Below are 22,441 nucleotides of genomic sequence, written 5' to 3' on the forward strand. Positions count from 1 at the left end.
GCGGGGCGCACCGCCGCGCGCTGTCCCATCGCAGGGGGGCGGGAGGTCGGAGCACCATGTCCACGAACCCTGAGGGCTCACCGTGCTGGGCGGACGCCATGTTCCCCGACATCGGGGCGGCCAAGGACTTCTACGGCGAACTGTTCGGCTGGACCTTCGCGGAGGGGTCGGCCGAGTTCGGCGGCTATACGCAGGCGTACAAGGACGGCAAGGCCGCGGCGGCGGTGATGCCGCAGATGCCGGACATGGCCGGGCAGCCGCCCGCCTGGAACCTGTACTTCGAGACGCCGGACATCGCCGCCGCCGCGGGCAGGATCCGCGCGCACGGCGGCACGCTCGTGATGGAGCCGATGCCGGTGGGCGACTTCGGCACCATGACCACGGCGCAGGACCCGAGCGGCGTGTACTTCAGCGTGTGGCAGCCGGGCAGCCACCGGGGCTTCGAGCTCGTGGGCGCCCCGGGCGCGTTCTGCTGGGCGGAGGTGACGACGCGGGAGGCGGAGAAGGCGGACGCCTTCTTCCCCGCGGTGTTCCCCTTCGAGGTCAAGCGCATGGAGGACGAGCACGTCGACTTCCACGTCTGGCAGCTCGACGGCCGGCCGGTCGCGGGACGCATGAAGATGCCGCCGGAGGTGCCGGCCGAGGTGCCGCCGCACGTGAACGTGTACTTCGGCGTCGACGACTGCGACGCGGCCGTGGAACTGGTGAAGCGCAGCGGGGGCAAGCTGTTCTTCGGGCCGATGTCCTCGCCGTTCGGGCGTTTCGCGACGGTGGCCGATCCGCAGGGCGCGGCGTTCTCCGTGATCGACCTGGCGACGACCGAGGGCGAGATGCCGAAGCTGACGTGACGCGCGCCACGCACGGCGCCGGGTCGGGGGACGACTGTCCCCGCGGCCCCCGGCACGGGGGCCGCGGGCGCGACAAAAGGCCGCTTCCGCATCGCTGCGAAAACGGCCTTCGACCCGCTGTGAAGCTGGTCGGGACGACAGGATTTGAACCTGCGACCCCTTGACCCCCAGTCAAGTGCGCTACCAAGCTGCGCCACGTCCCGTTACCCGCTGACCTGGGGTTTCCCCTGGCCGAACGCGCACCGAAACCATACCGCACTCCGGCCGGTGATCGCTCCCGCCTTTCCCCCTTGACCTCAAGTGGGCTTGAGGTTGCAGGCTCGTCGGCATGACGACCACAACGGCACGCACCTTCACGTACGCGGACCTCCCCGGCCTGATGGGCCTGATGACGGGCGACGAGAAGCACGGCCCCGCGGCGACGTCCACGCTCGACGCGCTCTGGGTCCTCTACGACCGTGTGCTGCGGGTCACACCCGAGGGCGTGGACGATCCGAGGCGCGACCGGTTCCTGCTGTCCAAGGGGCACGGACCCATGGCCTACTACGCGGTCCTCGCCGCCAAGGGCTTCCTCCCCGTGGACTGGCTGGAGGGCTTCGGCGCGTACGACTCGCCGCTCGGGCACCACCCGGACCGGTTGCTCGTGCCGGGCGCCGAGATCGGCAGCGGCTCCCTGGGGCACGGCCTGCCCCTGGCGGTCGGCACCGCCCTCGGCCTCACGGCGCGCGGGCTCACCGACCCGCACGTGTGGGTGCTCGTCGGGGACGCGGAGCTGGACGAGGGCAGCAACCACGAGGCCATCGCCTACGCCGGGCCCGCGGGCCTGGAGCGGCTGCACACGCTCGTGATCGACAACGCCTCCGCCTCGTACGCGCGCCCCGGCGGCATCGCCGCACGCTTCGAGGCCGCGGGCTGGTCCGCCCTGACCGTCGACGGCCGTGACCACGACGCCCTGTACGCGGCCTTCACCGCGCCGCACCCGGGGCGCCCGCACGTGGTGGTGGCCCGCGTCGAGCCCAAGGAGTTCGCCGGCGAGCCCCCGTCCGCCTGACCCCCGCGCCGCCGTCCCGCACCCGCCCCCTCCCGGAAGGACCTCTCCCCCATGGACACCATGCGAGACCGCTTCGCCCCCGTCATGTCCCGGCTGCTCGACGAGGACCCGCGCGTCGCCGTCGTCCTCGCCGAGATCGGCGTCGACGCCTTCAAGGACGCGATGCGCGCGCACCCGGACCGGGTGATCAACGTCGGGATCCGCGAACAGCTGCTCGTGGGCGCCGGCGCGGGCCTGGCGCTCGCGGGCCTCAGGCCCGTCGTGCACACCTTCGCGAGCTTCCTCGTGGAGCGGCCCTTCGAACAGATCAAACTCGACTTCGGGCACCAGGGCGTGGGCGGGGTGCTCGTCAGCGCGGCGGCGTCCTTCGACTGGCCCGAGGGCGGCTTCACGCACATGGCGCCGGGCGACGTCGGGGTCCTCGACACCCTGGACGGCTGGGCCGTGCACGTCCCGGGCCACCCGGACGAGGCCGAGGTGCTCCTGCGGCACGCCGTGGGCCCCGGGGCCGGGGCGGCGCCCGCGGACGACAAGGCCTACGTACGGCTGTCCACGCAGTCCAACGCGGCGCCGATGCCCGTGGACGGCAGGCGCTTCCTCACCGTGCGCGAGGGGCGCGGGGGCGTCGTCGTCGCCGTCGGCCCACTGCTCGACCACGTCCTCGCGGCGACGGAGGGCCTCGACGTCACCGTCCTGTACGCGACGACGGTGCGGCCCTTCGACGGGGAGGCGCTGCGCCGGGCCGTCGGGGCGGGCACCGCGGCCGATGTGGTCCTCGTCGAGCCGTACCTCGCCGGGACGTCCACGGCCGCCGCGAACGACGCGCTCGTCGACGTGCCGCACCGGGTCCTGGGGCTCGGCGTCGGCCGGGCGGAGCTGCGGCGCTACGGCCGCCAGGAGGAGCACCTGCGCGCCCACGGCCTGGACCCGGCGTCCCTGCGCGACCGCGTCACCGGCTTCCTCCGCGCGGGGGCCCCGGCCTGAACCCTCGCGGGGCGCCCCAGACCCGCCCCTCCCCGATCCGGGGACTGCCGCCCCCGTGCCCCCGCCTTTCGGCGCTTCGCGCCTCGTCCTCAAACGCCGGACGGGCTGGAACTGTCGCCGGTCGCGGCGGATCTTCCAGCCCCTCCGGCGTTCGAGGAGCGGGGGTCTGGGGGCGGAGCCCCCAGGAATCGGGAAGGGGCGGGCCTGGGGACTCCCGGCAGGGGCTACTCGGCAGGCACGCCCAGCCCCGGGTGCGCCTCCAGGAGGCGCGTGGGGGCGGCCTGGCGCCAGGAGTCGGCGAGGATGTCCCCCAGCTCCGGCGCGTCGAGCGCGGCGAGCCGCACCCGCACCCACGCGAAGGACGCCTCGTGCTCGGCGATCCAGAACTTCTCGGGCTCCGCGAGCACCAGCTCGTCCCGCTCCACCTTCGGGCAGCGCACGGCGATGGACGTCTCGTCCTCGGGGAGCGTGGCGAACATCTTGCCCGCGACCCGGAAGGTCGGCATGCTCCAGGCGATCTTCTCCGTCGTGTCCGGCAGAGCGAGGGCGGTGCGGCGTACGTCGTCGGCGTTGACCATGGACCGAACGGTAGCCAACGCCACTGACAGCCACCCGCCGAGGCCGCCCTCACCCCACGCGCGCGTCCAGCCAGTCCGTGAGGTCCCGCTGCACCTCGTCCCGGTCGGTCTCGTTCAGGATCTCGTGCCGCGCGCCCTCGTACGCCCTCCAGCCGAGGTCGCGCACGCCCGCGTAGCGGAGGTCCTCCAGGAGCTCGTACACGAGCGTCATGCCCTGGTTGCAGGGGTCCTCCGTGCCGACGGCGACGTGGACGGGCAGGTCCGCGGGGATGCGGGCGAGCTGCCGCGGGTCGTTGATCTTGCGGACGGCGCGCACCCAGTCCAGCGAGAGCCCCGCCGAGAACGGGAAGCCGCAGCGCTCGTCGGCGACGTACGCGTCGACCTCGGCGGTGTCCCGCGAGAGCCACTCGAAGCCGGTGCGGTGCGGGTGGGCGTCGTTGAACGCGGCGAACAGCTCCGGGACGAAGGACGAGCGGGCCGCCCGCCCGCCGGCGGCGACCTCGGCCCGCAGCCGCGCGAGCGCCGACTCGGTCTCCGCGCCGGGCAGCGAGCGGAACGTGCCGGACAGGATGAGGCCGGCGAGCCCGTCGGGGTACTCCTGGGCGTGGTCCCGGGCGAGCATCGAGCCGAGGCTGTGCCCGAACAGCACCACGGGGGTGCCGGGGTGGAGGCTGCGGACCTGGTCGCCGACGGCCTTGAGGTCGTCCACGATCGCCCGCCAGGCGTCGGGCCCGTCATCGGATGTCTCCCCCGCCACCGCGCCGCCGGGGTCCGCCTCCGCGACCCCGTAGCCGCCCGTGGCCTGGGCCGTCGCCCCGTGCCCCCGGTGGTCGGAGGCCACCACGCCGTAGCCGTGCGCGGTGAGGTGGCGGGCGAACCGGTCGTAGCGCAGGGCGTGTTCGGCGGCGCCGTGGGCGATCTGGACGAAGGCGCGGGGCCTGCCGTCGCGGGGCTGCCACGTGTACGTGGCGACGGGTACGCCGTCCGGCGCGGTCAGCAGCCCCGCGGTGTAGGTCACGGGTGTCACGCGCGCGTGGTCGTGGTCCGGCATCGAGGAGCTCCCTGTCAGGCTGCGACTGCGTCCTGCCCACGTCTCCCCCCGCTCGCGGGGCGCCAACCCTTCGCCACCCCGGGGAAGGCGGCTGCGAACTACCCGTCCGTGGCGAGGAGTTTGTAGAAGAACGTGGTCGGGCTCAGCGCGCCCCGCGGGTCGGCCGCGTGGTCCGGCACGACGCCGAGCCGGGTCCAGCCGGACGAGGCGTACAGGGACTCGGCGGGGCTGTCCGCCTGGGTGTCCAGGAGCAGCAGCGTCACGCCCGAGCGGGCGGCCTCCCGCTCGGCGAGGGCGAGCAGGGCCCGGCCGAGGCCCCTGCCCCGGGCGTCGCGGTGCACGAGGAGCTTGACGAGCTCGGCGCGGTGGCGGGCGTTGGGCTTGTCGGCGAGGACGAGGCCGACCGTGCCGGTGAGCCGTCGGCCGTCGTGGACCACCCAGGTCTCCAGGCGGCCCGCGGCCAGCTCCGGGGCCCGGCCGCGCCACCAACGGGCGGCCTCCTGCGGGTCGAGCCCGGCGAGGAAGCCGACGGAGGCGCCGCCCTCCACGGCGTCGACGAGCAGGTCGGCCAACTCCTCGGCGAGCGCGTCCAGTCGCTCGGGCGTCAGCCGCTCCGGGGCGAGCTCGGTGGTCACGGCGCCACCACCAGGAGCGCGTACCGTACGGGCCGTTCGCCGAGGCAGCGGAAGCGCGTGCCGCCCCACACGCGAAAGCGCAGGCAGTCCCCCGCCGCGAGGGTGTGCGTGACCTCCCGCACGGTGACGGCGAGGCCGCCCTCCAGGACCCAGAGGTGCTGTTCGAGGCCGGGCACGGGCGGCCGGTCGTAGGCGAGGTCGGCGCCCGGCGCGAGGGTGGCGTCGACGACCTCGCCGCGCAGCCCGGCCTGCGGCGGCGAGACGGACCGGCGCGTGAAGCCGGACGCGGGGTCCGTCCACACCGCCTGGTCGGCGGCGCGGACCAGCTGGGCGGGGGCCGCCTCGACCTCGCTGAGGAGCTGCGACATGGTGCGGCCGTGGACGGCGCACAGCCGGTTCAGGAGGGCCGCGGTCGGGCTGATCTCCGCGCGCTCGACGCGCGAGAGGGTCGAGCGGCTCACCCCGCTGCGGTCCGCGAGTTCCCCCAGGGACCAGCCGTGTTCGGAGCGCAGCTCGGCGAGGCGGGCGGCGAGGCGGGCGTCGACATCGGCGGCCCCCATGTCATCGTTTCCCATATACGGGACCATATCCCAGATATGGGAAACGTGGTCGTGGTGTCGGCGGTCGGCAGCCGCACGGCCGCGCGTCGCCGCCTCAGTCCTCGGCGGCCGCGTCCTTCAGGGCGCCGAGGACCGGCGCGATCAGCGGGTGCGCCTCCGCCCCGCAGCGCACGGCGGCGAACACCCGCCGCGTGGGCGCGATCCCGTCCACGGGCCGGACCGCCACCCCCGTCACGTCCATGCCCCGCAGGGCGGAGCGGGGCACGAGGGCCACCCCGGCCCCCGCCGACGCCAGCGCGACGACCGCGCGGAAGTCATCCGATGAATGCTCCATGACCGGCTGGAACCCGGCCTGCTCACAGGCGAGGACCACCACGTCGTGGCAGGGGTTGCCGGGGAAGGGGCCGATCCACGCGTCCTTGGCGAGGTCGGCGAGCGGCACCCGGCCGCCGTCGGCGAGCCGGTGCGTCACGGGGAGCACCGCGTCGAAGGGCTCGGCGTACAGCGGTACGCGCGTCAGGCGCGGGTCGTCGGCACCGGGCGCGCCGCGGTACTCCACGGCCACCGCCACGTCCACCTGCCGGTCGAGCACCATCGGCAGGCTGGCGTCGCCCTCGGCGTCCTGGACGCGCACCCGGATGCCGGGCGCGGTCTCGGCGAGCCGGGTCAGGGCGGGCGCCACGACCAGGCCGATGCCCGTCGCGAACGCCGCGAGCGTCACCGTCCCCGCCGCGCCCGAGCTGTACGCGGCCAACTCGGCCTCGGCCCGCTCCAGCTGGGCGAGCACGGCGTTGGTGTGCGTCAGCAGGATCTCGCCCGCGGGGGTGAGCCGCACCCCCCGGGCCGAGCGGTCCACGAGCCGGTGCCCCGTCTCCTGTTCGAGCGCGGTGAGCTGCTGCGACACGGCGGACGGGGTGAGGTAGAGGGCGGCGGCCGCGGCGGTGACGGTGCCGTGGTCGGCCACCGCGCGCAGGATGTGCAACCGCCGGGCTTCGATCATGCCCCGATTCTCCCACCCGCCCGCCCCACGACGACACACACGGCAGCGCTCGCGGACACGCGACCCGTCACGCGACGACGAACGCGCCAGGGCACCAATCAAGCCCGTCCGGCGTGTGAGGACGAGCGCGCAGCGCGATGGAAGGGGGCCGGGCGGGCGGGGAGAACAAGCCCCCCGCCCGGGCCCCGGGGGCGCTAGGCCCCGGCCGACTCCAGTTCGGCGCGCGCAGCGACGAACGCGTCGACGGCCCGGTCCACATCAGCCGTGGAGTGCGCCGCGGACAGCTGCACCCGGATCCGGGCCTGCCCCTGCGGCACCACCGGGTAGGAGAAGCCGATGACGTACACGCCGCGCTCCAGGAGCAGCTCGGCCATGCGCCCGGCCTTCGCCGCGTCCCCGATCATGACGGGCGCGATGGCGTGGTCGCCGGGCAGCACGTCGAAGCCCTCGGCGGTCATCCGGGAGCGGAAGAGCTGGGTGTTCGCCGCCAGGCGTTCGCGCAGGTCACCGGCTGCCTCAAGGAGGTCGAGGACCTTCAGCGAGGCCGCGGCGATCACCGGGGCGAGCGTGTTGGAGAACAGATAGGGGCGCGAGCGCTGGCGCAGCAGCGCGACGATCTCGGCGCGCGCGGCGACGTAGCCGCCGGAGGCACCGCCGAGGGCCTTGCCGAGGGTGCCCGTGATGATGTCGACGCGGTCCATGACGCCGTGCAGCTCGGGGGTGCCCCGGCCGCCGGGGCCGACGAAGCCGACGGCGTGCGAGTCGTCGACCATGACCATGGCGTCGTAGCGCTCGGCGAGGTCGCAGATGTCCGCCAGCGGGGCGACGTAGCCGTCCATGGAGAAGACGCCGTCGGTGACGACGAGCTTGCGCCGGGCGCCGGCCTCGGTGGCCTCCTTGAGCTGCTTCTCCAGGTCGGCCAGGTCGCGGTTGGCGTAGCGGAAGCGGCGGGCCTTGGAGAGCCGGATGCCGTCGATGATCGAGGCGTGGTTGAGGGCGTCGGAGATCACCGCGTCCTCGGGCCCGAGCAGCGTCTCGAAGACACCGCCGTTGGCGTCGAAGCAGGAGGAGTACAGGATCGTGTCCTCCTGGCCGAGGAACGCGGACAGGCGCGCCTCCAGCTCCTTGTGGACCTCCTGGGTGCCGCAGATGAAGCGCACGGAGGCCATGCCGTAGCCCCAGCGGTCGAGCGCCTCGTGAGCGGCGGCGATCACCTCGGGGTGGTCGGCGAGGCCGAGGTAGTTGTTCGCGCAGAAGTTCAGCACCTCGCCGGGGCGGCCCCCGGCGGTGACGGCGACGGTGGCCGACTGCGGGGTGCCGATGACCCGCTCGGGCTTGTGCAGGCCTGCGGCGCGGATCTCGTCGAGGGTGGCGGCGAGGTCGTCGCGTACGGAGTCGAACATCGAGGAGTCCTTGGGGAGTTCGGAGGAGGTGGGCGGACGGAGCCCGGGTCAGACGGTCCAGTCGAGGATGACCTTGCCGCCGCGGCCGCTCGCCGCGTCGTCGAAGGCTTCCTGGAAGTCGCGGTGGCCGTAGCGGCCGGTGATGACGGGCGTGAGGTCGAGGCCGCCCTCGAGGAGCACCGACATCGCGTACCACGTCTCGAACATCTCGCGGCCGTAGATGCCCTTGATCGTGATCATCGAGGTGACGATCCGCGCCCAGTCGACCGCGAACTCCTCGGAGGGCAGGCCCAGCATGGCGATCTTGCCGCCGTGGGTCATGTTGGCGACCATGTCGCGCATCGCGCGCGGGTTGCCGGACATCTCCAGGCCCACGTCGAAGCCCTCGCGCAGGCCCAGCTCGCGCTGGCCGTCGGCGATGGTGGCGTCGGCGACGTTGAGGGCGAGGCTGACGCCGACCTTGCGGGCGAGCACCAGGCGCTCCTCGCTGACGTCGGTGACCACGACGTTGCGGGCGCCCGCGTGGCGTGCGACGGCGGCGGCCATCAGTCCGATCGGCCCGGCCCCCGTGATCAGCACGTCCTCGCCGACCAGCGGGAACGACAGGGCGGTGTGCACGGCGTTGCCGAACGGGTCGAAGATCGCCGCGATGTCGAGGTCCACCGGCACCCGGTGCACCCAGACGTTGCCCGCGGGCAGCGCGACGTACTCCGCGAACGCGCCGTCGCGCCCCACGCCGAGGCCGACCGTGGCCCGGCACAGATGGCGCCGCCCGGCCAGACAGTTGCGGCACTTGCCGCACACCAGGTGGCCCTCGCCGCTGACGAGGTCGCCCGTCTTGACGTCCGCCACGTCCCGGCCGGTCTCGACGACCTCGCCGACGAACTCGTGCCCGACGATCAGGGGCGCCGAGATCGCCTGCTGCGCCCAGCCGTCCCAGGCCCGGATGTGCAGGTCGGTCCCGCAGATCCCGGTGCGCAGCACCTTGATCAGGACGTCGCCGGGCCCGATGACCGGCTCCGGTACCTCCATGAGACGGAGCCCGGGCTCCGCTTTCTCCTTGACCAGCGCCTTCACGCGACGGCTCCTGTCATGCGACCTAGGGAAGTGGCTGACCGGCATCCCACCGGCCACATCCGCACAGCAATCTTCCGTACGTCACGGCACGGGTCCATCGAGGATTTCTTAACCGCGGCCGCAGCTTTCCTTCAGACCCCGGGCGCACCGAGCCCCCCGCCGGTCCCGGGGCGCGCGTCCGCTAGCGGATCTGCCCCCGTTCGAAGTACGCGATCAGCTCCGCGTCGAGCGGCGGCACCTCCCGCGGGCCACCGCCGTCCCGCAGCGACCGGGTGGCACCCACCCCCGCGGCGACGGCCATGCGCGCGGCCACCGGCGAAGTGTCGGTGCGCCCGCCCTCGCGGGCGAAGCGCAGGAACTCGTCGATGATCAGCGGGTCGGCGCCGCCGTGCCCGGACTCGTCGACAGCGCCCCCGATCGGGTACTCGGCGTCGCCCTCGCCGCGGTGGAGCGAGCGCCCGCCGTTCCACACCCGGACCACGCCGCCGGGGCCGTCGCCGAAGTTCTCCAGGCGGCCCGCGTCGCCGATGACCGTGTAGTTGCGCCAGTAGTCGGGGGTGAAGTGGCACTGCTGGTAGGCGGCGAGGACGCCGTTGTCGAGGCGCAGGTTGACCAGGGACACGTCCTCCACGTCGATCACCGGGTTCAGGTCCCGCTGGGCGCCCGGCGGCCAGGCGCCGTCCTCGACGGGGCCGCCGTCCGGCTTGGGCTCGCCCGGCGCGCGGCGGTGCGGGATGTCGCCGTAGACCATGAGGTCGCCGAGCGCTTGGACCTGCCGGGTGTAGCCGCCCGCGATCCAGTGCACGACGTCGAGGTCGTGGGCGGCCTTCTGGAGCAACAGGCCTGTGGTGTACTGCCGTTCGGCGTGCCAGTCCTTGAAGTACCAGTCGCCTCCGAAGCCCACGAAGTGCCGCACCCAGACCGTCTTGACGGTCCCGATCTCGCCGCGCGCGACGATGTCCCGCATCAGCCGCACGACCGGCATGTGGCGCATGTTGTGCCCCACGTACAGGCGCGTACCGGTCTCGTACGCGGTCCGCAGGATGGCGTCGCTCGCCTCGACGGTCACGTCCAGGGGCTTCTCGACGAAGACCGGCTTGCCCTGGTGCAGCACCGCGCGGGTGAGGGACGCGTGGGTGTGGTCGGGGGTGAGGACGAGGACGGCGTCCACGTCCGGGGCCGTGATGACCTCGCGCGGGTCCGCGGTCGTGCGCAGGCCCGGGAAGTCGCGGGCCGCGCGGGTCCGCGCGGCCTCGTCGGGGTCGGCGAGCGCGGTGACGCGGGCGCCCGCGCCGGGGCGGTGGGCGGTGCGGGCGAGCGGGCCGCGCAGTCCGTAGCCGAGGACGCCGAGCCGGAGGTCGCTCATGCGGTGTGCCTTTCGGTGGGGCCCCGCGCGGGCGGCGGGGGTCTCCGTCAGGGGCCTCGCACCGTAGAGCCATGTCCTTGTATCGTCAACGTACCGCCCTGGAAGCAGACTTGACGGGCGGGCAGCGTCCCGAACGGGCGCGGGGCCGTGCCGACATGCGGCTCCGCCGCGCGGGCGCGACCGGCCACGCCGAGGCCGCGGGCGACCGATCTCCCGGTTCGGCCCTCCCGGCGCGGCGCCGGAGGGCGTCACAGGGGCGCGCCCGACTCCCCCTCGGCCTCGCGCAGGTGGATCCGGTCGGTCAGCTCCGCCGCCATCGACTTGATCGTGTCGAGCCCGGCCCGGCCCCACGGCCGGGGCTCCACGTCGAGGACGCACACCGCGCCGAGCGCGATCCCGGTCCGGTCGATCAGGGGCGCGCCCAGATAGGACCGGACCCCGAACTCGTCGACGACCGGGTTGCCCGCGAACCGCGGGTAGTCGCGGACGTCCTCCAGGACCAGCGCCTTGCCCCGCACCACCACGTGCGGGCAGTAGCCGCGGTCCCGCGCGAGGCGGCGCTCGGCGAACGGCCGCACCACGGGCTCGTCCGCCTCCTCGCCCATCCCGTTCACCGCGAGCCCGAGCGCCCCGGGCTCGGCGGGCCCGCCCTCGGTCCGGTGCAGCCCGGCGAAGAACTGCCCTTCCTCGCCGACGAAGTTGACCATGGCGTACGGGGCGTCCATGACCCGGGCGAGGCGGTCGGCGAACGTGTCGAGCCCGGGTTCGGGCCGCTCGCCGAGGTCCAGCTCCCGCAGCCTGCGCACCCGTGCGGCCGCCCCCTTGTCCACCGGGGTCACCAGCAGGCGGCCGGTCGCTTCGTACATCATGCGTGTGCTCCATGGGTCATGTGTGGGCCCCCGACGTGGGCGTGGCGGGGGCGTGGGCGAGCAGATGGCGGACGAGCGTGAGCAGCGTCTGGATGCCGGAGCTGGAGATCCGCGCGTCACAGCGCACGACCGGCACCTGCGGGTCCAGGTCGATGGCGGTGCGGACCTCGTCGGGCTCGTAGCGGTAGGCGCCGTCGAACTCGTTGACGGCGACGATGAATCCCATGCCGCGCTGCTCGAAGAAGTCGACGGCAGCGAAACAGTCCTCCAGGCGCCGGGTGTCGGCGAGCACCACCGCGCCGAGCGCCCCTTCGGACAGCTCGTCCCACATGAACCAGAACCGTTCCTGTCCGGGTGTGCCGAACAGGTACAGGACGTGGTCGGGGTCGAGCGTGATCCTTCCGAAGTCCATGGCGACGGTCGTCGTGGTCTTGTTCTCCACGCCCGACAGGTCGTCGGTGGCTTCGCTGACCGTCGTGAGCAACTCCTCCGTGCTGAGCGGCGCGATCTCGCTGACCGCGCCCACGAAGGTCGTCTTGCCGACCCCGAACCCGCCCGCCACGAGGATCTTCAGCGCGGTGGGGAAGGCGTCAGAGCTGTCGTCGTAGTCCATCGAGCACTGCCTCCAACAGGGACCGGTCGGTCGGGTTGTGGTAGAAGTCCGGGGCTCTGGTGGTGATCGCCCCGCAGTCGACGAGGTCGGACAGGAGCACCTTGGTCACCGCCACGGGCAGCTTCAGCTGGGCGGCGATCTCCGCCACCGACGTGGGTGCCTCGCACATGCCGAGGGCGAGGGCGTGCTCCGGGCCGAGGTAGCCGGCGGGGGTGGTGCCGGTCGCCCTCACCTGGGACAGCAGGTCGAGCCGCGTGGTCGGTCTGGTGCGTCCGTTGCTGACCGTGTACGGGCGGATGAGCCGCCCTGCGGCGTCGTCGAGCCATGGCCCGTCGTGCGGGGCCCCCACGCTCAGCGCCTCATCGACGCGGGCTCACCGGCGTGCTGGCGCGGCGCTGTGACCAGGTACGGGCGCACGCTCTTGACCAGCATCGCCATCTCGTACCCGAGCACCGCGGCGTCCGCCTCACGCCCGGCGAGCACGGCGAGACAGGTGCCGGAACCGGCGGTGGACACGAAGAGCAGGGTGGAGTCCAGCTCCACGACCACCTGGCGCACGTCGCCCCCGTCGCCGAAGCGGACGCCCGCGCTGCGCCCGAGGGAGTAGAGCCCTGAGGCGAGCGCGGCCATGTGGTCGGCGCTGTCCGGGTCGAGGCCATGGACCGACTTCACGAGTCCGTCGCAGGAGAGCAGGACGGCGCTGTGGGTGTGCGGCACGCGCTGTACGAGGCCGCTCATCAGCCAGTCGAGATCGGATACCTGGCCGGTCGGCGCATCGCTCACCATGGTGGATCGACTCCTTGGGAAGTACGGGTTCGAGAGGGTTCTCGACGTCTGCGGGGCAGACGGGGTGGGGGGTGGTGCGGTCAGCCGCCCTGGTCGCTGCGGCCGACGGGGCCGGTGCGGTCGGCTCTGTCGCCGGGTGTCGGGGGCACGCTGACGTCGTGGTCGGGCAGGGCGTCCCTGGCCTGGGCGGCCTGGGCGAGGCCGATGCCGCGCTGGAAGGCGGCCATCAGGCCCGGGTCGTGGCCGACGAGCTGGTCGTCGGCCGGGCGCGGGGCGCGGGCGTCGCGCAGCTGCGGCGCGAGGTGTTCCTGGGCCCGGCGGCGGGGCAGCTGGGGTTTGCCGACCCGGCCGCGCACGGCGCCGTTGCGGGGCACGGGCGGGGCCGCGGTGTGCTCGGCGGTGACGCTCCGGTCCTCGGGGCGGATGCCGGGCAGGGCTTCGGCGGGGGTGGGCCGGTCGCCGCGCGGGCCGCGGACGGGGAGCGGGGCGGGCGGGGTGGCGGTGGCCGCCGGGGGGTGCGGGGCGGCGGGCCGGTGGGCCGGGGTGCCGTTCCGGTAGGGCGGGTGGGGCGGCTGCTCGTGGGGGGCGGCGGCCGGGTGCGGGGTGGGCGCGGCGGCCGCTTCGCGCGCGGCGGTCGCGCGCGCGGCGCCGGAGGCGGGCGGCGCGGCGGACTGCGGGGAGGTGGGGGCGGAGGTGTGGGCCGAGGCGGGGGTGGCCGTGGGTGCGGCCCGGTGTGCGGCGGGGGTGGCTCCGCGGGGGGCGGCCGGGGCGTCCTGGTCGGCGCCGAGCAGTCCCTGGGGCAGGATCAGGACGGCCTGGACACCGCCGTAGATGTTGGTCTGCAGGCGCACCGCGATGCCGTGGCGGCGGGCGAGGGCGGCGACGACGAACAGGCCGATGCGGCCGTCCTGGAGGAGGCTCGCGACGTTGACCTGGTCGGGGTCGGCGAGGAGTTGGTTCATCCTGGTCTGCTCGACGACGGGCATGCCGAGGCCGCGGTCCTCGACCTCGACGGCGAGCCCGGACGTCACCCGGCCCGCGCGCAGCAGGACCTGGGTGTGCGGAGCGGAGAACACCGTGGCGTTCTCGACGAGTTCGGCGAGCAGGTGGATGACGTCGGCGACGGCGTGGCCGCGCAGGGTGCCGTCGACGGGCGGCACCAGCTTGACCCGCGAGTACTGCTCGACCTCGGCGATGGAGGAGCGGAGCACCTCCGTCATCGACACGGGCCTGCTCCACTGGCGCCGCGACACGGCGCCGCCGAGCACGGCGAGGTTCTCGGCGTGCCGCCGGATGCGGGTGGCCAGGTGGTCGATGTGGAAGAGGCCCTTGAGGAGTTCGGGATCCTCGACGGAGTTCTCCAGCTCGTCCAGGAGCGAGATCTCGCGGTGCACCAGGGACTGCAAGCGCCGGGCGAGGTTCACGAAGACCTCGACCTTCTGCTCGTTGCCCGCCCGTCCGGACAGGCGGGAGGCCTGCACGACGGCGCTGAGGGCGCCCTCGTGGGCGCGGGCCAGCTCGTCGGCGAGCAGGCCGAACTCGTCCTGGGCCGGGGCGGGGCCCGCGCCGGGCTCGCGCACCGCGGGGGTCTCGCCCTGGCGCAGCCGTTCCAGGAGTTCGCGCAGGTCGGCCTGGCCGCGCGCGGTGGCGCGGCGCAGCGCGACGACACGGTCGCGCACGGCCCGCGCGGTCCGGTCGGCGGCCACCGCGGCGACGACGATGCCGAGGACGCCGAGCCCGGCGGCGGCGCCGAGCAGGGCGAGCAGCGGCGGCTGCGGCCGCGCCCCGGCGGCCCGGGCCATGAAGAGCACGGCGGCACAGCCGCACAGGCCGACGGCGACGGCGGGCAGTACGGCGATGCGCATCAGCTGGAGCCGTATGCGCGTCTCGGGAGGGGGCGGCGCGGCGCGGCTCCCGGAGCGTCCGTGCCGTCCGCCCTCACGGCGGTCTGCGCGTGCTGCCGGTGCGCGAAGGTGAGACATCAGCGTCCTCGGTACGTAGCGACGCGTGCCGCAGCGGTCCACTGCGGCACCTCGTCGATGGCATCGCGGTGCCGGCCGGCAGGCCGTGATGCCATCCCTGCGTCGCCCGACGGCCACTCACGGTAGTCGTCGCGACCTCACGTGCGGTGGGCAGTTGACAAAGTCCGGCGGACAGCGTCCCGCTCTGGTATGACGCGTCGCACGAGAGGACGAAATATGTCGTACGTCAGCACGAGCGCGGCGGTGTGCGCCGCACAGGGCGTACGAGGGACACCCGTTCCCCGGGCGCGGCGGACCAAGGGCGCGCCGCCTCAGGGAGTCGCCCGCCCCGGGCGCCCGCTCCTGTCGTCCGCCGCCCGGCGTCAGCCGACGGGCGCGGTCTCCTGGTCGGCCGCGCCCAGCGCGGGGCCCGGGGCGTGGTCGCTCCAGCCGCCCGCCGGCGCGACGGCGATCTCGCGCCACCACGGGGCGTCGGGCACCGCCTCGGACGCCGGCTCGAACGGCTCGCCGGGGATGGGCAGCGCCACCGGGGCGCCCGCGGCGCGCGCGGCGGCGAGCGTGCCCTCGGCGGGCTCCGACCAGGCGTGCGGCGCGAGGTTGAACGTGCCCCAGTGGATCGGCAGGAGCACGCCGTGCGGCCGTCCGCCCTGGAGGTCGAGGTGGGCCCGCACGCCTTCCTCGGGCCTCATGTGGATGTCCGGCCAGAACTCCGAGTAGGCGCCGATCTGGATCATCGTGGCGTCGAACGGGCCGTGGGCGGCGCCGATCTCCGCGAAGCCCGGGAAGTACCCGGTGTCGCCGCTGTGGAAGACGCGGTGCTCGGGGCCCGCGACGCTCCAGGACGCCCACAGCGTGTGCTGCTGGTTGCGCAGCCCGCGGCCGCAGAAGTGCCGGGCGGGCGTCGCCGTCAGGGTCAGGCCCGCGACGTCCGTGGACTCGTGCCAGTCGAGCTCGCGGAGCCGGTCCGCGGGGACGCCCCAGTGCTCCAGGTGCGCGCCGACGCCGAGCGGCACCGCGAACACCGTGTCCGTGCCCGCCAGGGCCTTGATGCTGGGCAGGTCCAGATGGTCGTAGTGGTCGTGCGAGATGACGACGGCGTCGACCGGGCCGAGCGCCGCGAGCGGCAGCGGCACGGGGTGCAGGCGCTTGGGTCCGGCGAAGGCGAAGGGCGAGCAGCGCTCGCCCCACACGGGGTCGAAGAGCACCCGGCGCCCGTCGATCTCGGCGAGGACGCTGGAGTGGCCCATCCAGGTGAGCCGGAGGCCGCTCGCCGGGGGCTTGGCGAGGTCCGCGAGGGTCGTGGCGTGCACCGGCACATGGCCCGCCGGGACGCGCCGGGAGCGCTCCTCGCGGCGGAAGTAGACCTTCGCGAACTCCAGGGCGGACCCGGAGGGCCTGGTGCGCGCGCCCACCGGGTTCTGGAACGAGCCGTCGGCGAAGTTCGGCGATCTGTGGATGCGCGCGAGCCGGTCACCGGCCGGATCCGCACCGAACGCGGGCGTCCGCAGGGAGCGGAGCAAGGGGCTCAGGGACCGGGACACGGCGCACCTCCAGAAACAGGGCTGCTCAAGCCTCCCCATTATGTGCGCCACCGCTGACAACGACCGCCGGGGGCCGTCCGCGGGGCCCGCACGGACCACCGCCCCCGCACACCCCCGCGCCCCCGTTCCGCGAAGGACGCCGACGTTCCGCGAAGGACGCCGACCCCACCGCGCGGCGTGCTGTACTTGCTACTGAATGATCGGTCAGTAGCACGTACAGGAGTCCGCATGCCCGTGCCGTCCGCGCCCCTCATCTCGCTGACGTGGACCGATCACGTCACCGGCCGCCAGGGCTTCCTCGTCGTCGACCGTCTGGTGCGCGGCGTGTGCAGCGGCGGCCTGCGGATGCGGCCGGGCTGCACGCTCCAGGAGGTCACCGGGCTCGCCCGCGGCATGACCATGAAGGAGGCCCTGCACTACGACCCGGCGGCGCGGTACGTCCCGCTCGGCGGCGCCAAGGGCGGCATCGACTGCGATCCGCGCTCCCCCGAGGCGTACGGCCTGCTCGTGCGCTATCTGCGGGCGGTGCGGCCGTACGTCGAGGCCTTCTGGAACACCGGCGAGGACCTCGGCCTGACCCAGGACGTCGTCGACCGGGCGGCCGCCGAAGCGGGCCTGACCTCCACCGTGCAGGCCGTCTACCCGCTGCTCGACGACGCGGCCGCGGCCCGGCGGCGGCTCGCGGACGCCTTCGCCGTGGAGGTCGACGGGATCGGCCTGGACGCGCTCGTCGGCGGCTGCGGCGTCGCCGAGTCCGTCCTCACCGCCCTGGACGCGGCGGGCGCGGACCGCGGCCACGCGCGCGTGGCGGTGCAGGGCCTCGGCACGATGGGCGCCGCCACCGCGCGCTTCCTCACGCGCGCGGGACTCACGGTGGTGGCCGTCGCCGACATCAAGGGCACCATCGCCAACCCCGAGGGCCTCGACGTGGAGGCGCTGCTCGCCGCGCGCGACGCGTACGGCACCGTCGACCGCGCCGCGCTGCGCCCCGGCGACCGCGAGCTGCCGGGCGACGCCTGGCTCGCCGCCGACGTGGAGGTCCTGGTGCCCGCCGCCGTGTCGTACGCGATCGACGCGGCGAACCAGGAGCGGATCACGGCGCGCTGGATCGCCGAGGCGGCGAACATGCCGGTGCTCCCGGAGGCGGAGCGGCTCCTCGCCGCGCGCGGCACCACGGTCCTGCCGGACGTCGTCGTGAACTCCGGTACGAACGCCTGGTGGTGGTGGACCCTGTTCGGCGACATCGGCGAGGCCCCCGACAAGGCGGGTGAGGCCTTCGCGTACACGCGCCGGGCCCTGCGCGCACTGGTCGCGGAGCTGCTCGCGCGCGCGGAGCGGGACGGCACCACGCCCCGTGCCGCCGCCCACGCCCTGGTGGCCGACCGCCTGCCGCGGATCGCCGAGCGCGTCGGTCGGTAGGGTGCGGAGCGTGGCGAGGGTGCGGCTGAGCGTGGCGGAGCGGCGGGTGGAGCTGCTGACCGCCACCGTCGGGCAGATCGAGGAGCGGGGCGTGGCTGCCGTGCGCATCGCCGACGTCGCGGCCGCCCTCGGGGTGAGCAACGCGCTCGTGCTGTACCACTTCTCCACCAAGGACGAGCTGGTCGCCGCCGCGTTCGCGCACGCCGCCGAGGGCGACCTCGCCCGCCTCGACAAGCTGCTGCGCCGCCGTACGACCGCGCGGCGCCGGCTGCGGGCCGCCGTGCGCTGGTACGCGCCGACGGGGCAGGCCAAGGGCTGGCGGCTGTGGATCGAGGGCTGGGCGGCGGCCGGGCGCGAGCCCGCCCTGCGGGAGGTGGCGCGCGACCTCGACCGGCGCTGGAAGGCGGCGCTCGCCGAGGTCGTCGCGGAGGGCGTGGCCGCGGGCGAGTTCCGCTGCCCCGACCCGATGGGCACGGCCCTGCGGCTCACGGCGCTGCTCGACGGCCTGGCCGTCCAGCTCACGGCGTACGGCGCGGTGTCCCGGGCCCGTGCCCGCGGCTGGGCCGACGAGGCGCTGGCCCGGGAGCTGGGCCTGGCCGTGGCGGACCTGCGGGCCTGAGGGCCCGGACCGCCGGGGCTAGTCCAGCTCGTACACGGCGGTGAGCGTCACCTGGTCCTCGATCTCGCCGGGCGCGACGGGGACCCCCTGGTCCTTGGCGAGGGCCTCCACGGGCACCGCCAGCGGTCGCGGGCCGCCGCCGTCGCTCTCGCTGAGCGAGACGAGGCGGCCGAGGGGGCGGCCGGTCAGCTGCGCGTACTGCTCCGCCTTGGCGCGCGCGTCGTCGTGGGCGGCCGCGCGGGCCTCGGCCCGCAGCCCCCGCTTGTCGGCGACGTCGAAGGCCACGCCGTCGACGCGGCCCGCGTCACCGGCGGCGTCCATCGCGGCCTGGAGGACCCGGCCCGTGGCGGGCAGGTCGCGCACGGTGAGCGAGAACGACTGGGACGCCCGGTACCCGGTCAGCTTGGACGCGCCGTCCTCGTCCTTGTACACGGCGGACAGCGACAGGCCGACCGTGCGGGCGTCGCGCTCGGCGACGCCCTGCTCGCGCGCGGCGGCGAGCAGCGCCCGCGCCGCGGTGTTCTGCCCGGCGAGCGCCTTCTTGGCCGTCGGCGCGGTCACCTCGACGCCCATGCTGATCACGGCGAGGTCCGGCGCCGCGCTGGCGGAGCCGGTGCCGGTGACCGTCACGGTGGCGGGTTGCCGCGCGGAGACGGCGGCGGGCGCCTCGGCGACCGGCGCCACGGCCCCCGCGGGCGCGGCCCCGACCCCGAGCGCGGCGAGGGCGAGCAGGGCGGTGGCGAGCGGACGTGCGGGCGCGTACGAGCGTGGCGGCATGGGCGGGAGTCCTTCCGGTCTGCCGGTCGTCCGCCCCGCGCGTGCGACCCGCCGCCCCGCAGAGGGACGGCCGGGGCCGCACGGGGACGGCTGGCGGCCATCCCAGCACGCGCGCACGCGCGCGCGGGGACGCCACGCCCGCCCTGTCACCCCACCGGACCACCCCCGTCGCGGACCGGGTGGGCGCCTACAGCCGTATCAGGACGGCGACATCAGAACAGCCCCGCCAGGTCGCTGGCCTCAGGTCAGCGGCATCAGGTCGGGCCGCTTCGCCGCCACGTGGTCGCCCGACGACTCGCCCCGCAGCCGCCGCCCGATCCACGGGACCAGGTGCTCACGCGCCCAGTGGATGTCGTCGCGGCGCACCTCGAGGGTGCCGCGCGGCGGCAGCGGCGGCCACGCCTGGTCGGGGTCGGCGGGCACGGGGATGCCGAGCACCTGGGCCGCGCGCAGCGCCACGCGCGTGTGCCCGTCGGGCGACAGGTGCAGCCGGTCGGCGTCCCAGGCCCGCCGGTCCTGGACGGTCTTCAGCGACCACAGGTCGAGCACCGGGCAGCCGTAGCGGTCGGCGACCGCGCGGACGTGGCCGTTGTACGTGGCGATCTTGCCGCGCAGATGCTTGAGGAGGGCCACGCCGCGGGTGTCGAAGCCGGTGGTGACCACGACGGTGCCGACGGCCGACGAGAGGTCGGCGACGGCCCGCTCGAAGCGCTCGGCCACGTCGTCCGGATCGGTGCCGGGCCGGATGATGTCGTTGCCGCCCGCGGCGAACGTCACCAGGTCCGGGGCCAGCTCCTTGGCCCGCGGCACCTGGTCCGCGACGATCTGGTCGAGCAGCTTGCCGCGCACCGCGAGGTTCGCGTAGCGGAAGGTGTGCTCCGGTGCCAGGTCGTCGAGCAGGACGGCGAGCCGGTCGGCCCAGCCGACGAAGGTCCCGTCGGGCCCGGGGTCCCCCACGCCCTCGGTGAAGCTGTCGCCGACCGCTGCGTAGGAGGTGATGGTCTCTGTGGGTACGTTTTTGACGAAAGGTGTCGACTCTGCTGTCACGTCGTCCCATCTTTCCTTCCGTCAAGTGACCTACGCCACCGTAATATGGGGTTGACGTGGCGTGAGATAAGCCATTGGTCAAGATTGCGCCAACCCGGAATACCCAGGCCTACGGCCTCGACGGGGCGCCCGCGACCCGGCTCAGGCGGAAGACCGCCGCGTCCAGATCGCCGCTGAGGCCCGTGCGCAGGCCGTGGTGGAGCAGGACCGCGCCCCGGTGCACCGCGCCGGTGTCCCGGCACACGTACGCCGCCGCCGGGTCGAGCCCGCGCAGCCGCACCGGGGCGGGCTCCTCGCCGTACGCCTGGGCCCGCAGCCAGGCGAGCACCACGGCCTCGTCGCCCCGCACGTACTGCACCGCGCTGAGCCCCTCGCCGGGTGCCCGCAGGCGGTACAGCTCGCCGAGCTGCACGATCGGCCTGATCTCCTTGTACAGCTCCACCCAGCCGCGCGCCTCGGCCCGTTCCGCCGCGCTCCACCGCGTGAGGTCGCCGCCCACGCCGAGCACCCCGGCCATGGCGCTGACGAACCGGAACCGCAGGGAGCTGACGCGCCCGTTGAGCTGGGTGTTGGGGCTGTCGGTGACCCAGGCGGCCATCACGCGCGCGGGGTGCACCTGGCTGAAGCCGTGCTGGATGGCGAGGCGGTCCGCCGGGTCGGTGTTGTCCGAGGTCCACACCTGGTCCGTACGGGCGAGGATGCCGAGGTCGACCCGGCCGCCGCCGCCCGAGCAGGACTCGAAGGCGACGGACGGATGCGCGGCCCGCAGCCGGTCGATGAGGTCGTAGACGGCGTGCACATGGGCCGACCAGAGGCGTTCGGGATGGGCGTCGCCGGGCCAGCCGGGGTCCGTGAAGCAGCGGTTGAAGTCCCACTTCACATAGTCGATCGGGGCGCCGGACAGGAGCGCGTCCAGCTGCTCCCACAGGTACTCCCGCACGTCCTCGCGCGCGACGTTGAGGACGAGCTGGTTGCGGAACTCCGTGCGGGTGCGGCCCGGCTGGTGCTGCACCCAGTCGGGGTGCGCGCGGTACAGGTCGCTGTCCGCGTTCACCATCTCCGGCTCCACCCAGATCCCGAACCCCATGCCCAGGCCGCGCACGTGGTCCGCGAGCGGCTTCAGACCGCCCGGGAACCGCTCCGGGTTCGGCGTCCAGTCGCCGAGCCCGGACCGGTCGCTGACGCGTCGGCCGAACCACGCGTCGTCGACGACGAACAGCTCGACGCCCATCTCGGCGGCCCGCTCCGCGAGGTCGCGCTGCTGGTCCTCACCGATGTCGAAGCCGGTGGCCTCCCAGGAGTTGTAGAGCACGGGCCGCACCTCGTCGGCGTCCGGGATGACGTGCGCACGCTGGTAGGCGTGCCAGGCCCGGCTCGCCCCGCCGAAGCCGCCGTCGCTCCACAGACCCGCGAAGACGGGCGTGACGACCGCCGTGCCGGGCCCGAGCACCTCGTGGCCCGCGTCGTCGTGGCCGGAGCCGCCCGTGATCTGCACGGCGCCGTCCGGGAGCTGGTGCACCGCCACGCGCCACGACCCGGACCAGGCGAGCGCGCAGCCGTAGACCTCGCCGTGCTCCTCGGTGGCGCCGTCGGCGTCGAGCGCCACCCAGGGCAGGTGCTGATGCCCGGTGTGCCCGCGACGGCTGCCGATGATCCGCTCCCCGTACGTGAGGCCGGAGCGCACGAGGCGCGACTCCGCCGCCCAGCGGCCGTGCAGCTGGGACAGACGCCAGTGGTCGCGGCGCGGCAGGGTCCAGGTCGCGGAGTCGGCGCGCAGCAGCTCCACCTCCGGGGACCCGGCGGGCCCCTGGTGCATGACGACCACGTACCGCTCGACCACGTCGCCGCGCAGCCGGTAGTCGAGCAGCACCGCCAGGTGGTGCACGGGGTCGGTGAAGTTCAGCTGGAGCTCGTCCTCGTCGTGCCAGGCACTGGCGAACCGCCACTCCGTGCCCCGCACCCCGCCGCCGCGCACCGAGAACGCGGGCCGTACGAAGCGGGGGCCACCCTCGACGGGATACTCCTCGTGCCCGTCGATGCGGGACTCGAAGGGCCGCTCGGGCGGCAGCGGCGCGGCGGCCAGGGCCTCGGCGTCGGCCAGGGCGATCCGCGGGCCCCAGTGCAGGTGCAGCAGCTCGTCACGGCCGGTGAGGCGGAGCGCGTAGCTGCTGGTGGGCCCCGACAGGAGCCACGTACGACCGTCCTCGCCGACCTCGATCATCAAACCCCCACAGG

Annotated in this window: 22 protein-coding genes and 1 tRNA gene; 5 read left to right on the forward strand and 18 right to left on the reverse strand. The window is 74.6% G+C overall.

Annotated elements, in window-relative coordinates; all coding sequences use genetic code 11:
* Nucleotides 1–56: 56 nt before the first annotated feature.
* Entirely contained in the window at nt 57–848 is a 792-nt protein-coding gene (locus AC5WAM_RS07960; protein WP_366793242.1) for a VOC family protein, read from the forward strand.
* Nucleotides 849–974: 126 nt separating this feature from the next.
* On the opposite strand, the gene AC5WAM_RS07965 is transcribed toward AC5WAM_RS07960, so the two are convergent.
* A tRNA-Pro gene (locus tag AC5WAM_RS07965) sits at nt 975–1,051 on the reverse strand.
* Between the two features lie 125 nt (nt 1,052–1,176).
* Between AC5WAM_RS07965 and AC5WAM_RS07970 the strand changes: the two genes are divergently transcribed.
* Complete coding sequence (locus tag AC5WAM_RS07970) at nt 1,177–1,899, forward strand: thiamine pyrophosphate-binding protein (RefSeq protein ID WP_495522112.1); 723 nt, start codon at nt 1,177–1,179, stop codon at nt 1,897–1,899.
* Between the two features lie 51 nt (nt 1,900–1,950).
* Nucleotides 1,951–2,883 carry a transketolase family protein gene (locus tag AC5WAM_RS07975; RefSeq protein ID WP_366793240.1) on the forward strand — a complete coding sequence of 311 codons (933 nt, stop codon included), beginning with the start codon at nt 1,951–1,953 and terminating at the stop codon, nt 2,881–2,883.
* 224 nt (nt 2,884–3,107) lie between these two features.
* Here the strand turns inward: AC5WAM_RS07975 and AC5WAM_RS07980 are convergent, their stop codons facing one another.
* From AC5WAM_RS07980 to AC5WAM_RS08045, 14 genes are all read right to left on the reverse strand, one after another.
* Nucleotides 3,108–3,461 carry an MmcQ/YjbR family DNA-binding protein gene (locus tag AC5WAM_RS07980; RefSeq protein ID WP_172387471.1) on the reverse strand — a complete coding sequence of 118 codons (354 nt, stop codon included), beginning with the start codon at nt 3,459–3,461 and terminating at the stop codon, nt 3,108–3,110.
* Between the two features lie 49 nt (nt 3,462–3,510).
* Nucleotides 3,511–4,512, reverse strand: a complete 1,002-nt coding sequence (locus tag AC5WAM_RS07985; protein ID WP_495522113.1) for an alpha/beta fold hydrolase — start codon at nt 4,510–4,512, stop codon at nt 3,511–3,513.
* A gap of 98 nt (nt 4,513–4,610) precedes the next feature.
* Nucleotides 4,611–5,147 carry a GNAT family N-acetyltransferase gene (locus AC5WAM_RS07990; protein ID WP_495522114.1) on the reverse strand — a complete coding sequence of 179 codons (537 nt, stop codon included), beginning with the start codon at nt 5,145–5,147 and terminating at the stop codon, nt 4,611–4,613.
* A complete protein-coding gene (locus AC5WAM_RS07995; RefSeq protein ID WP_366793237.1) occupies nt 5,144–5,722 on the reverse strand; it encodes a helix-turn-helix domain-containing protein in 579 nt (192 codons plus the stop codon). The genes AC5WAM_RS07990 and AC5WAM_RS07995 overlap by 4 nt, the downstream gene beginning before the upstream one ends.
* 79 nt (nt 5,723–5,801) lie before the next feature.
* A complete protein-coding gene (locus tag AC5WAM_RS08000; RefSeq protein ID WP_242726464.1) occupies nt 5,802–6,707 on the reverse strand; it encodes a LysR family transcriptional regulator in 906 nt (301 codons plus the stop codon).
* 194 nt (nt 6,708–6,901) lie between these two features.
* Nucleotides 6,902–8,110, reverse strand: a complete 1,209-nt coding sequence (locus AC5WAM_RS08005) for a glycine C-acetyltransferase (protein WP_366793236.1) — start codon at nt 8,108–8,110, stop codon at nt 6,902–6,904.
* 48 nt (nt 8,111–8,158) lie between these two features.
* On the reverse strand, nt 8,159–9,187 hold the full coding sequence (gene tdh, locus AC5WAM_RS08010) for an L-threonine 3-dehydrogenase (protein WP_366793235.1): 1,029 nt from the start codon (nt 9,185–9,187) through the stop codon (nt 8,159–8,161).
* 181 nt (nt 9,188–9,368) lie between these two features.
* Entirely contained in the window at nt 9,369–10,553 is a 1,185-nt protein-coding gene (locus tag AC5WAM_RS08015) for a Gfo/Idh/MocA family protein (RefSeq protein WP_495522115.1), read from the reverse strand.
* A 248-nt stretch (nt 10,554–10,801) separates the two neighbouring features.
* A complete protein-coding gene (locus tag AC5WAM_RS08020; RefSeq protein ID WP_495522116.1) occupies nt 10,802–11,422 on the reverse strand; it encodes a GAF domain-containing protein in 621 nt (206 codons plus the stop codon).
* A gap of 16 nt (nt 11,423–11,438) precedes the next feature.
* Entirely contained in the window at nt 11,439–12,035 is a 597-nt protein-coding gene (locus AC5WAM_RS08025) for a GTP-binding protein (protein ID WP_495522117.1), read from the reverse strand.
* On the reverse strand, nt 12,013–12,384 hold the full coding sequence (locus AC5WAM_RS08030) for a DUF742 domain-containing protein (protein WP_138962816.1): 372 nt from the start codon (nt 12,382–12,384) through the stop codon (nt 12,013–12,015). Before AC5WAM_RS08030 ends, AC5WAM_RS08025 begins: the two co-directional genes overlap by 23 nt.
* Nucleotides 12,385–12,386: 2 nt before the next feature.
* Nucleotides 12,387–12,821: a roadblock/LC7 domain-containing protein gene (locus tag AC5WAM_RS08035; RefSeq protein WP_138962814.1), complete on the reverse strand. Its 435-nt coding sequence runs from the start codon at nt 12,819–12,821 to the stop codon at nt 12,387–12,389.
* A gap of 80 nt (nt 12,822–12,901) precedes the next feature.
* Complete coding sequence (locus tag AC5WAM_RS08040; RefSeq protein WP_495522118.1) at nt 12,902–14,803, reverse strand: sensor histidine kinase; 1,902 nt, start codon at nt 14,801–14,803, stop codon at nt 12,902–12,904.
* A 362-nt stretch (nt 14,804–15,165) separates the two neighbouring features.
* Nucleotides 15,166–16,383 (reverse strand): MBL fold metallo-hydrolase, encoded by a 1,218-nt coding sequence (locus tag AC5WAM_RS08045; protein ID WP_495522119.1) that lies wholly within the window; start codon nt 16,381–16,383, stop codon nt 15,166–15,168.
* 189 nt (nt 16,384–16,572) lie between these two features.
* Between AC5WAM_RS08045 and AC5WAM_RS08050 the strand changes: the two genes are divergently transcribed.
* Both AC5WAM_RS08050 and AC5WAM_RS08055 read left to right on the forward strand, forming a co-directional pair.
* Entirely contained in the window at nt 16,573–17,763 is a 1,191-nt protein-coding gene (locus tag AC5WAM_RS08050; RefSeq protein ID WP_366793229.1) for a Glu/Leu/Phe/Val dehydrogenase dimerization domain-containing protein, read from the forward strand.
* Between the two features lie 10 nt (nt 17,764–17,773).
* Nucleotides 17,774–18,382, forward strand: a complete 609-nt coding sequence (locus tag AC5WAM_RS08055; RefSeq protein ID WP_495522120.1) for a TetR/AcrR family transcriptional regulator — start codon at nt 17,774–17,776, stop codon at nt 18,380–18,382.
* 18 nt (nt 18,383–18,400) lie between these two features.
* Here the strand turns inward: AC5WAM_RS08055 and AC5WAM_RS08060 are convergent, their stop codons facing one another.
* The 3 genes from AC5WAM_RS08060 to AC5WAM_RS08070 form a co-directional block, all read right to left on the reverse strand.
* A complete protein-coding gene (locus tag AC5WAM_RS08060) occupies nt 18,401–19,159 on the reverse strand; it encodes an SIMPL domain-containing protein (RefSeq protein WP_366793227.1) in 759 nt (252 codons plus the stop codon).
* Between the two features lie 240 nt (nt 19,160–19,399).
* Complete coding sequence (locus AC5WAM_RS08065) at nt 19,400–20,206, reverse strand: SGNH/GDSL hydrolase family protein (RefSeq protein WP_366793226.1); 807 nt, start codon at nt 20,204–20,206, stop codon at nt 19,400–19,402.
* Between the two features lie 109 nt (nt 20,207–20,315).
* A complete protein-coding gene (locus AC5WAM_RS08070; protein WP_495522121.1) occupies nt 20,316–22,427 on the reverse strand; it encodes an alpha-galactosidase in 2,112 nt (703 codons plus the stop codon).
* Nucleotides 22,428–22,441: the final 14 nt, after the last annotated feature.

This window comes from Streptomyces sp. JLYT201 (assembly GCF_059448825.1).

What these genes read in the sequence shown, in the direction of transcription:
- AC5WAM_RS08070 (WP_495522121.1), bottom strand. Translation starts at nt 22,427, where the DNA reads ATGATCGAGGTCGGCGAGGACGGTCGTACGTGGCTCCTGTCGGGGCCC.
- AC5WAM_RS08045 (WP_495522119.1), bottom strand. Translation starts at nt 16,383, where the DNA reads ATGGGGAGGCTTGAGCAGCCCTGTTTCTGGAGGTGCGCCGTGTCCCGG.
- AC5WAM_RS08020 (WP_495522116.1), bottom strand. Translation starts at nt 11,422, where the DNA reads ATGATGTACGAAGCGACCGGCCGCCTGCTGGTGACCCCGGTGGACAAG.
- AC5WAM_RS08005 (WP_366793236.1), bottom strand. Translation starts at nt 8,110, where the DNA reads ATGTTCGACTCCGTACGCGACGACCTCGCCGCCACCCTCGACGAGATC.
- AC5WAM_RS07980 (WP_172387471.1), bottom strand. Translation starts at nt 3,461, where the DNA reads ATGGTCAACGCCGACGACGTACGCCGCACCGCCCTCGCTCTGCCGGAC.
- AC5WAM_RS07985 (WP_495522113.1), bottom strand. Translation starts at nt 4,512, where the DNA reads ATGCCGGACCACGACCACGCGCGCGTGACACCCGTGACCTACACCGCG.
- AC5WAM_RS08060 (WP_366793227.1), bottom strand. Translation starts at nt 19,159, where the DNA reads ATGCCGCCACGCTCGTACGCGCCCGCACGTCCGCTCGCCACCGCCCTG.
- AC5WAM_RS08015 (WP_495522115.1), bottom strand. Translation starts at nt 10,553, where the DNA reads ATGAGCGACCTCCGGCTCGGCGTCCTCGGCTACGGACTGCGCGGCCCG.
- AC5WAM_RS08000 (WP_242726464.1), bottom strand. Translation starts at nt 6,707, where the DNA reads ATGATCGAAGCCCGGCGGTTGCACATCCTGCGCGCGGTGGCCGACCAC.
- AC5WAM_RS08050 (WP_366793229.1), top strand. Translation starts at nt 16,573, where the DNA reads ATGCCCGTGCCGTCCGCGCCCCTCATCTCGCTGACGTGGACCGATCAC.
- AC5WAM_RS08040 (WP_495522118.1), bottom strand. Translation starts at nt 14,803, where the DNA reads ATGTCTCACCTTCGCGCACCGGCAGCACGCGCAGACCGCCGTGAGGGC.
- AC5WAM_RS07975 (WP_366793240.1), top strand. Translation starts at nt 1,951, where the DNA reads ATGGACACCATGCGAGACCGCTTCGCCCCCGTCATGTCCCGGCTGCTC.
- AC5WAM_RS08035 (WP_138962814.1), bottom strand. Translation starts at nt 12,821, where the DNA reads ATGGTGAGCGATGCGCCGACCGGCCAGGTATCCGATCTCGACTGGCTG.
- AC5WAM_RS07995 (WP_366793237.1), bottom strand. Translation starts at nt 5,722, where the DNA reads ATGGGAAACGATGACATGGGGGCCGCCGATGTCGACGCCCGCCTCGCC.
- AC5WAM_RS07960 (WP_366793242.1), top strand. Translation starts at nt 57, where the DNA reads ATGTCCACGAACCCTGAGGGCTCACCGTGCTGGGCGGACGCCATGTTC.
- AC5WAM_RS07970 (WP_495522112.1), top strand. Translation starts at nt 1,177, where the DNA reads ATGACGACCACAACGGCACGCACCTTCACGTACGCGGACCTCCCCGGC.
- AC5WAM_RS08025 (WP_495522117.1), bottom strand. Translation starts at nt 12,035, where the DNA reads ATGGACTACGACGACAGCTCTGACGCCTTCCCCACCGCGCTGAAGATC.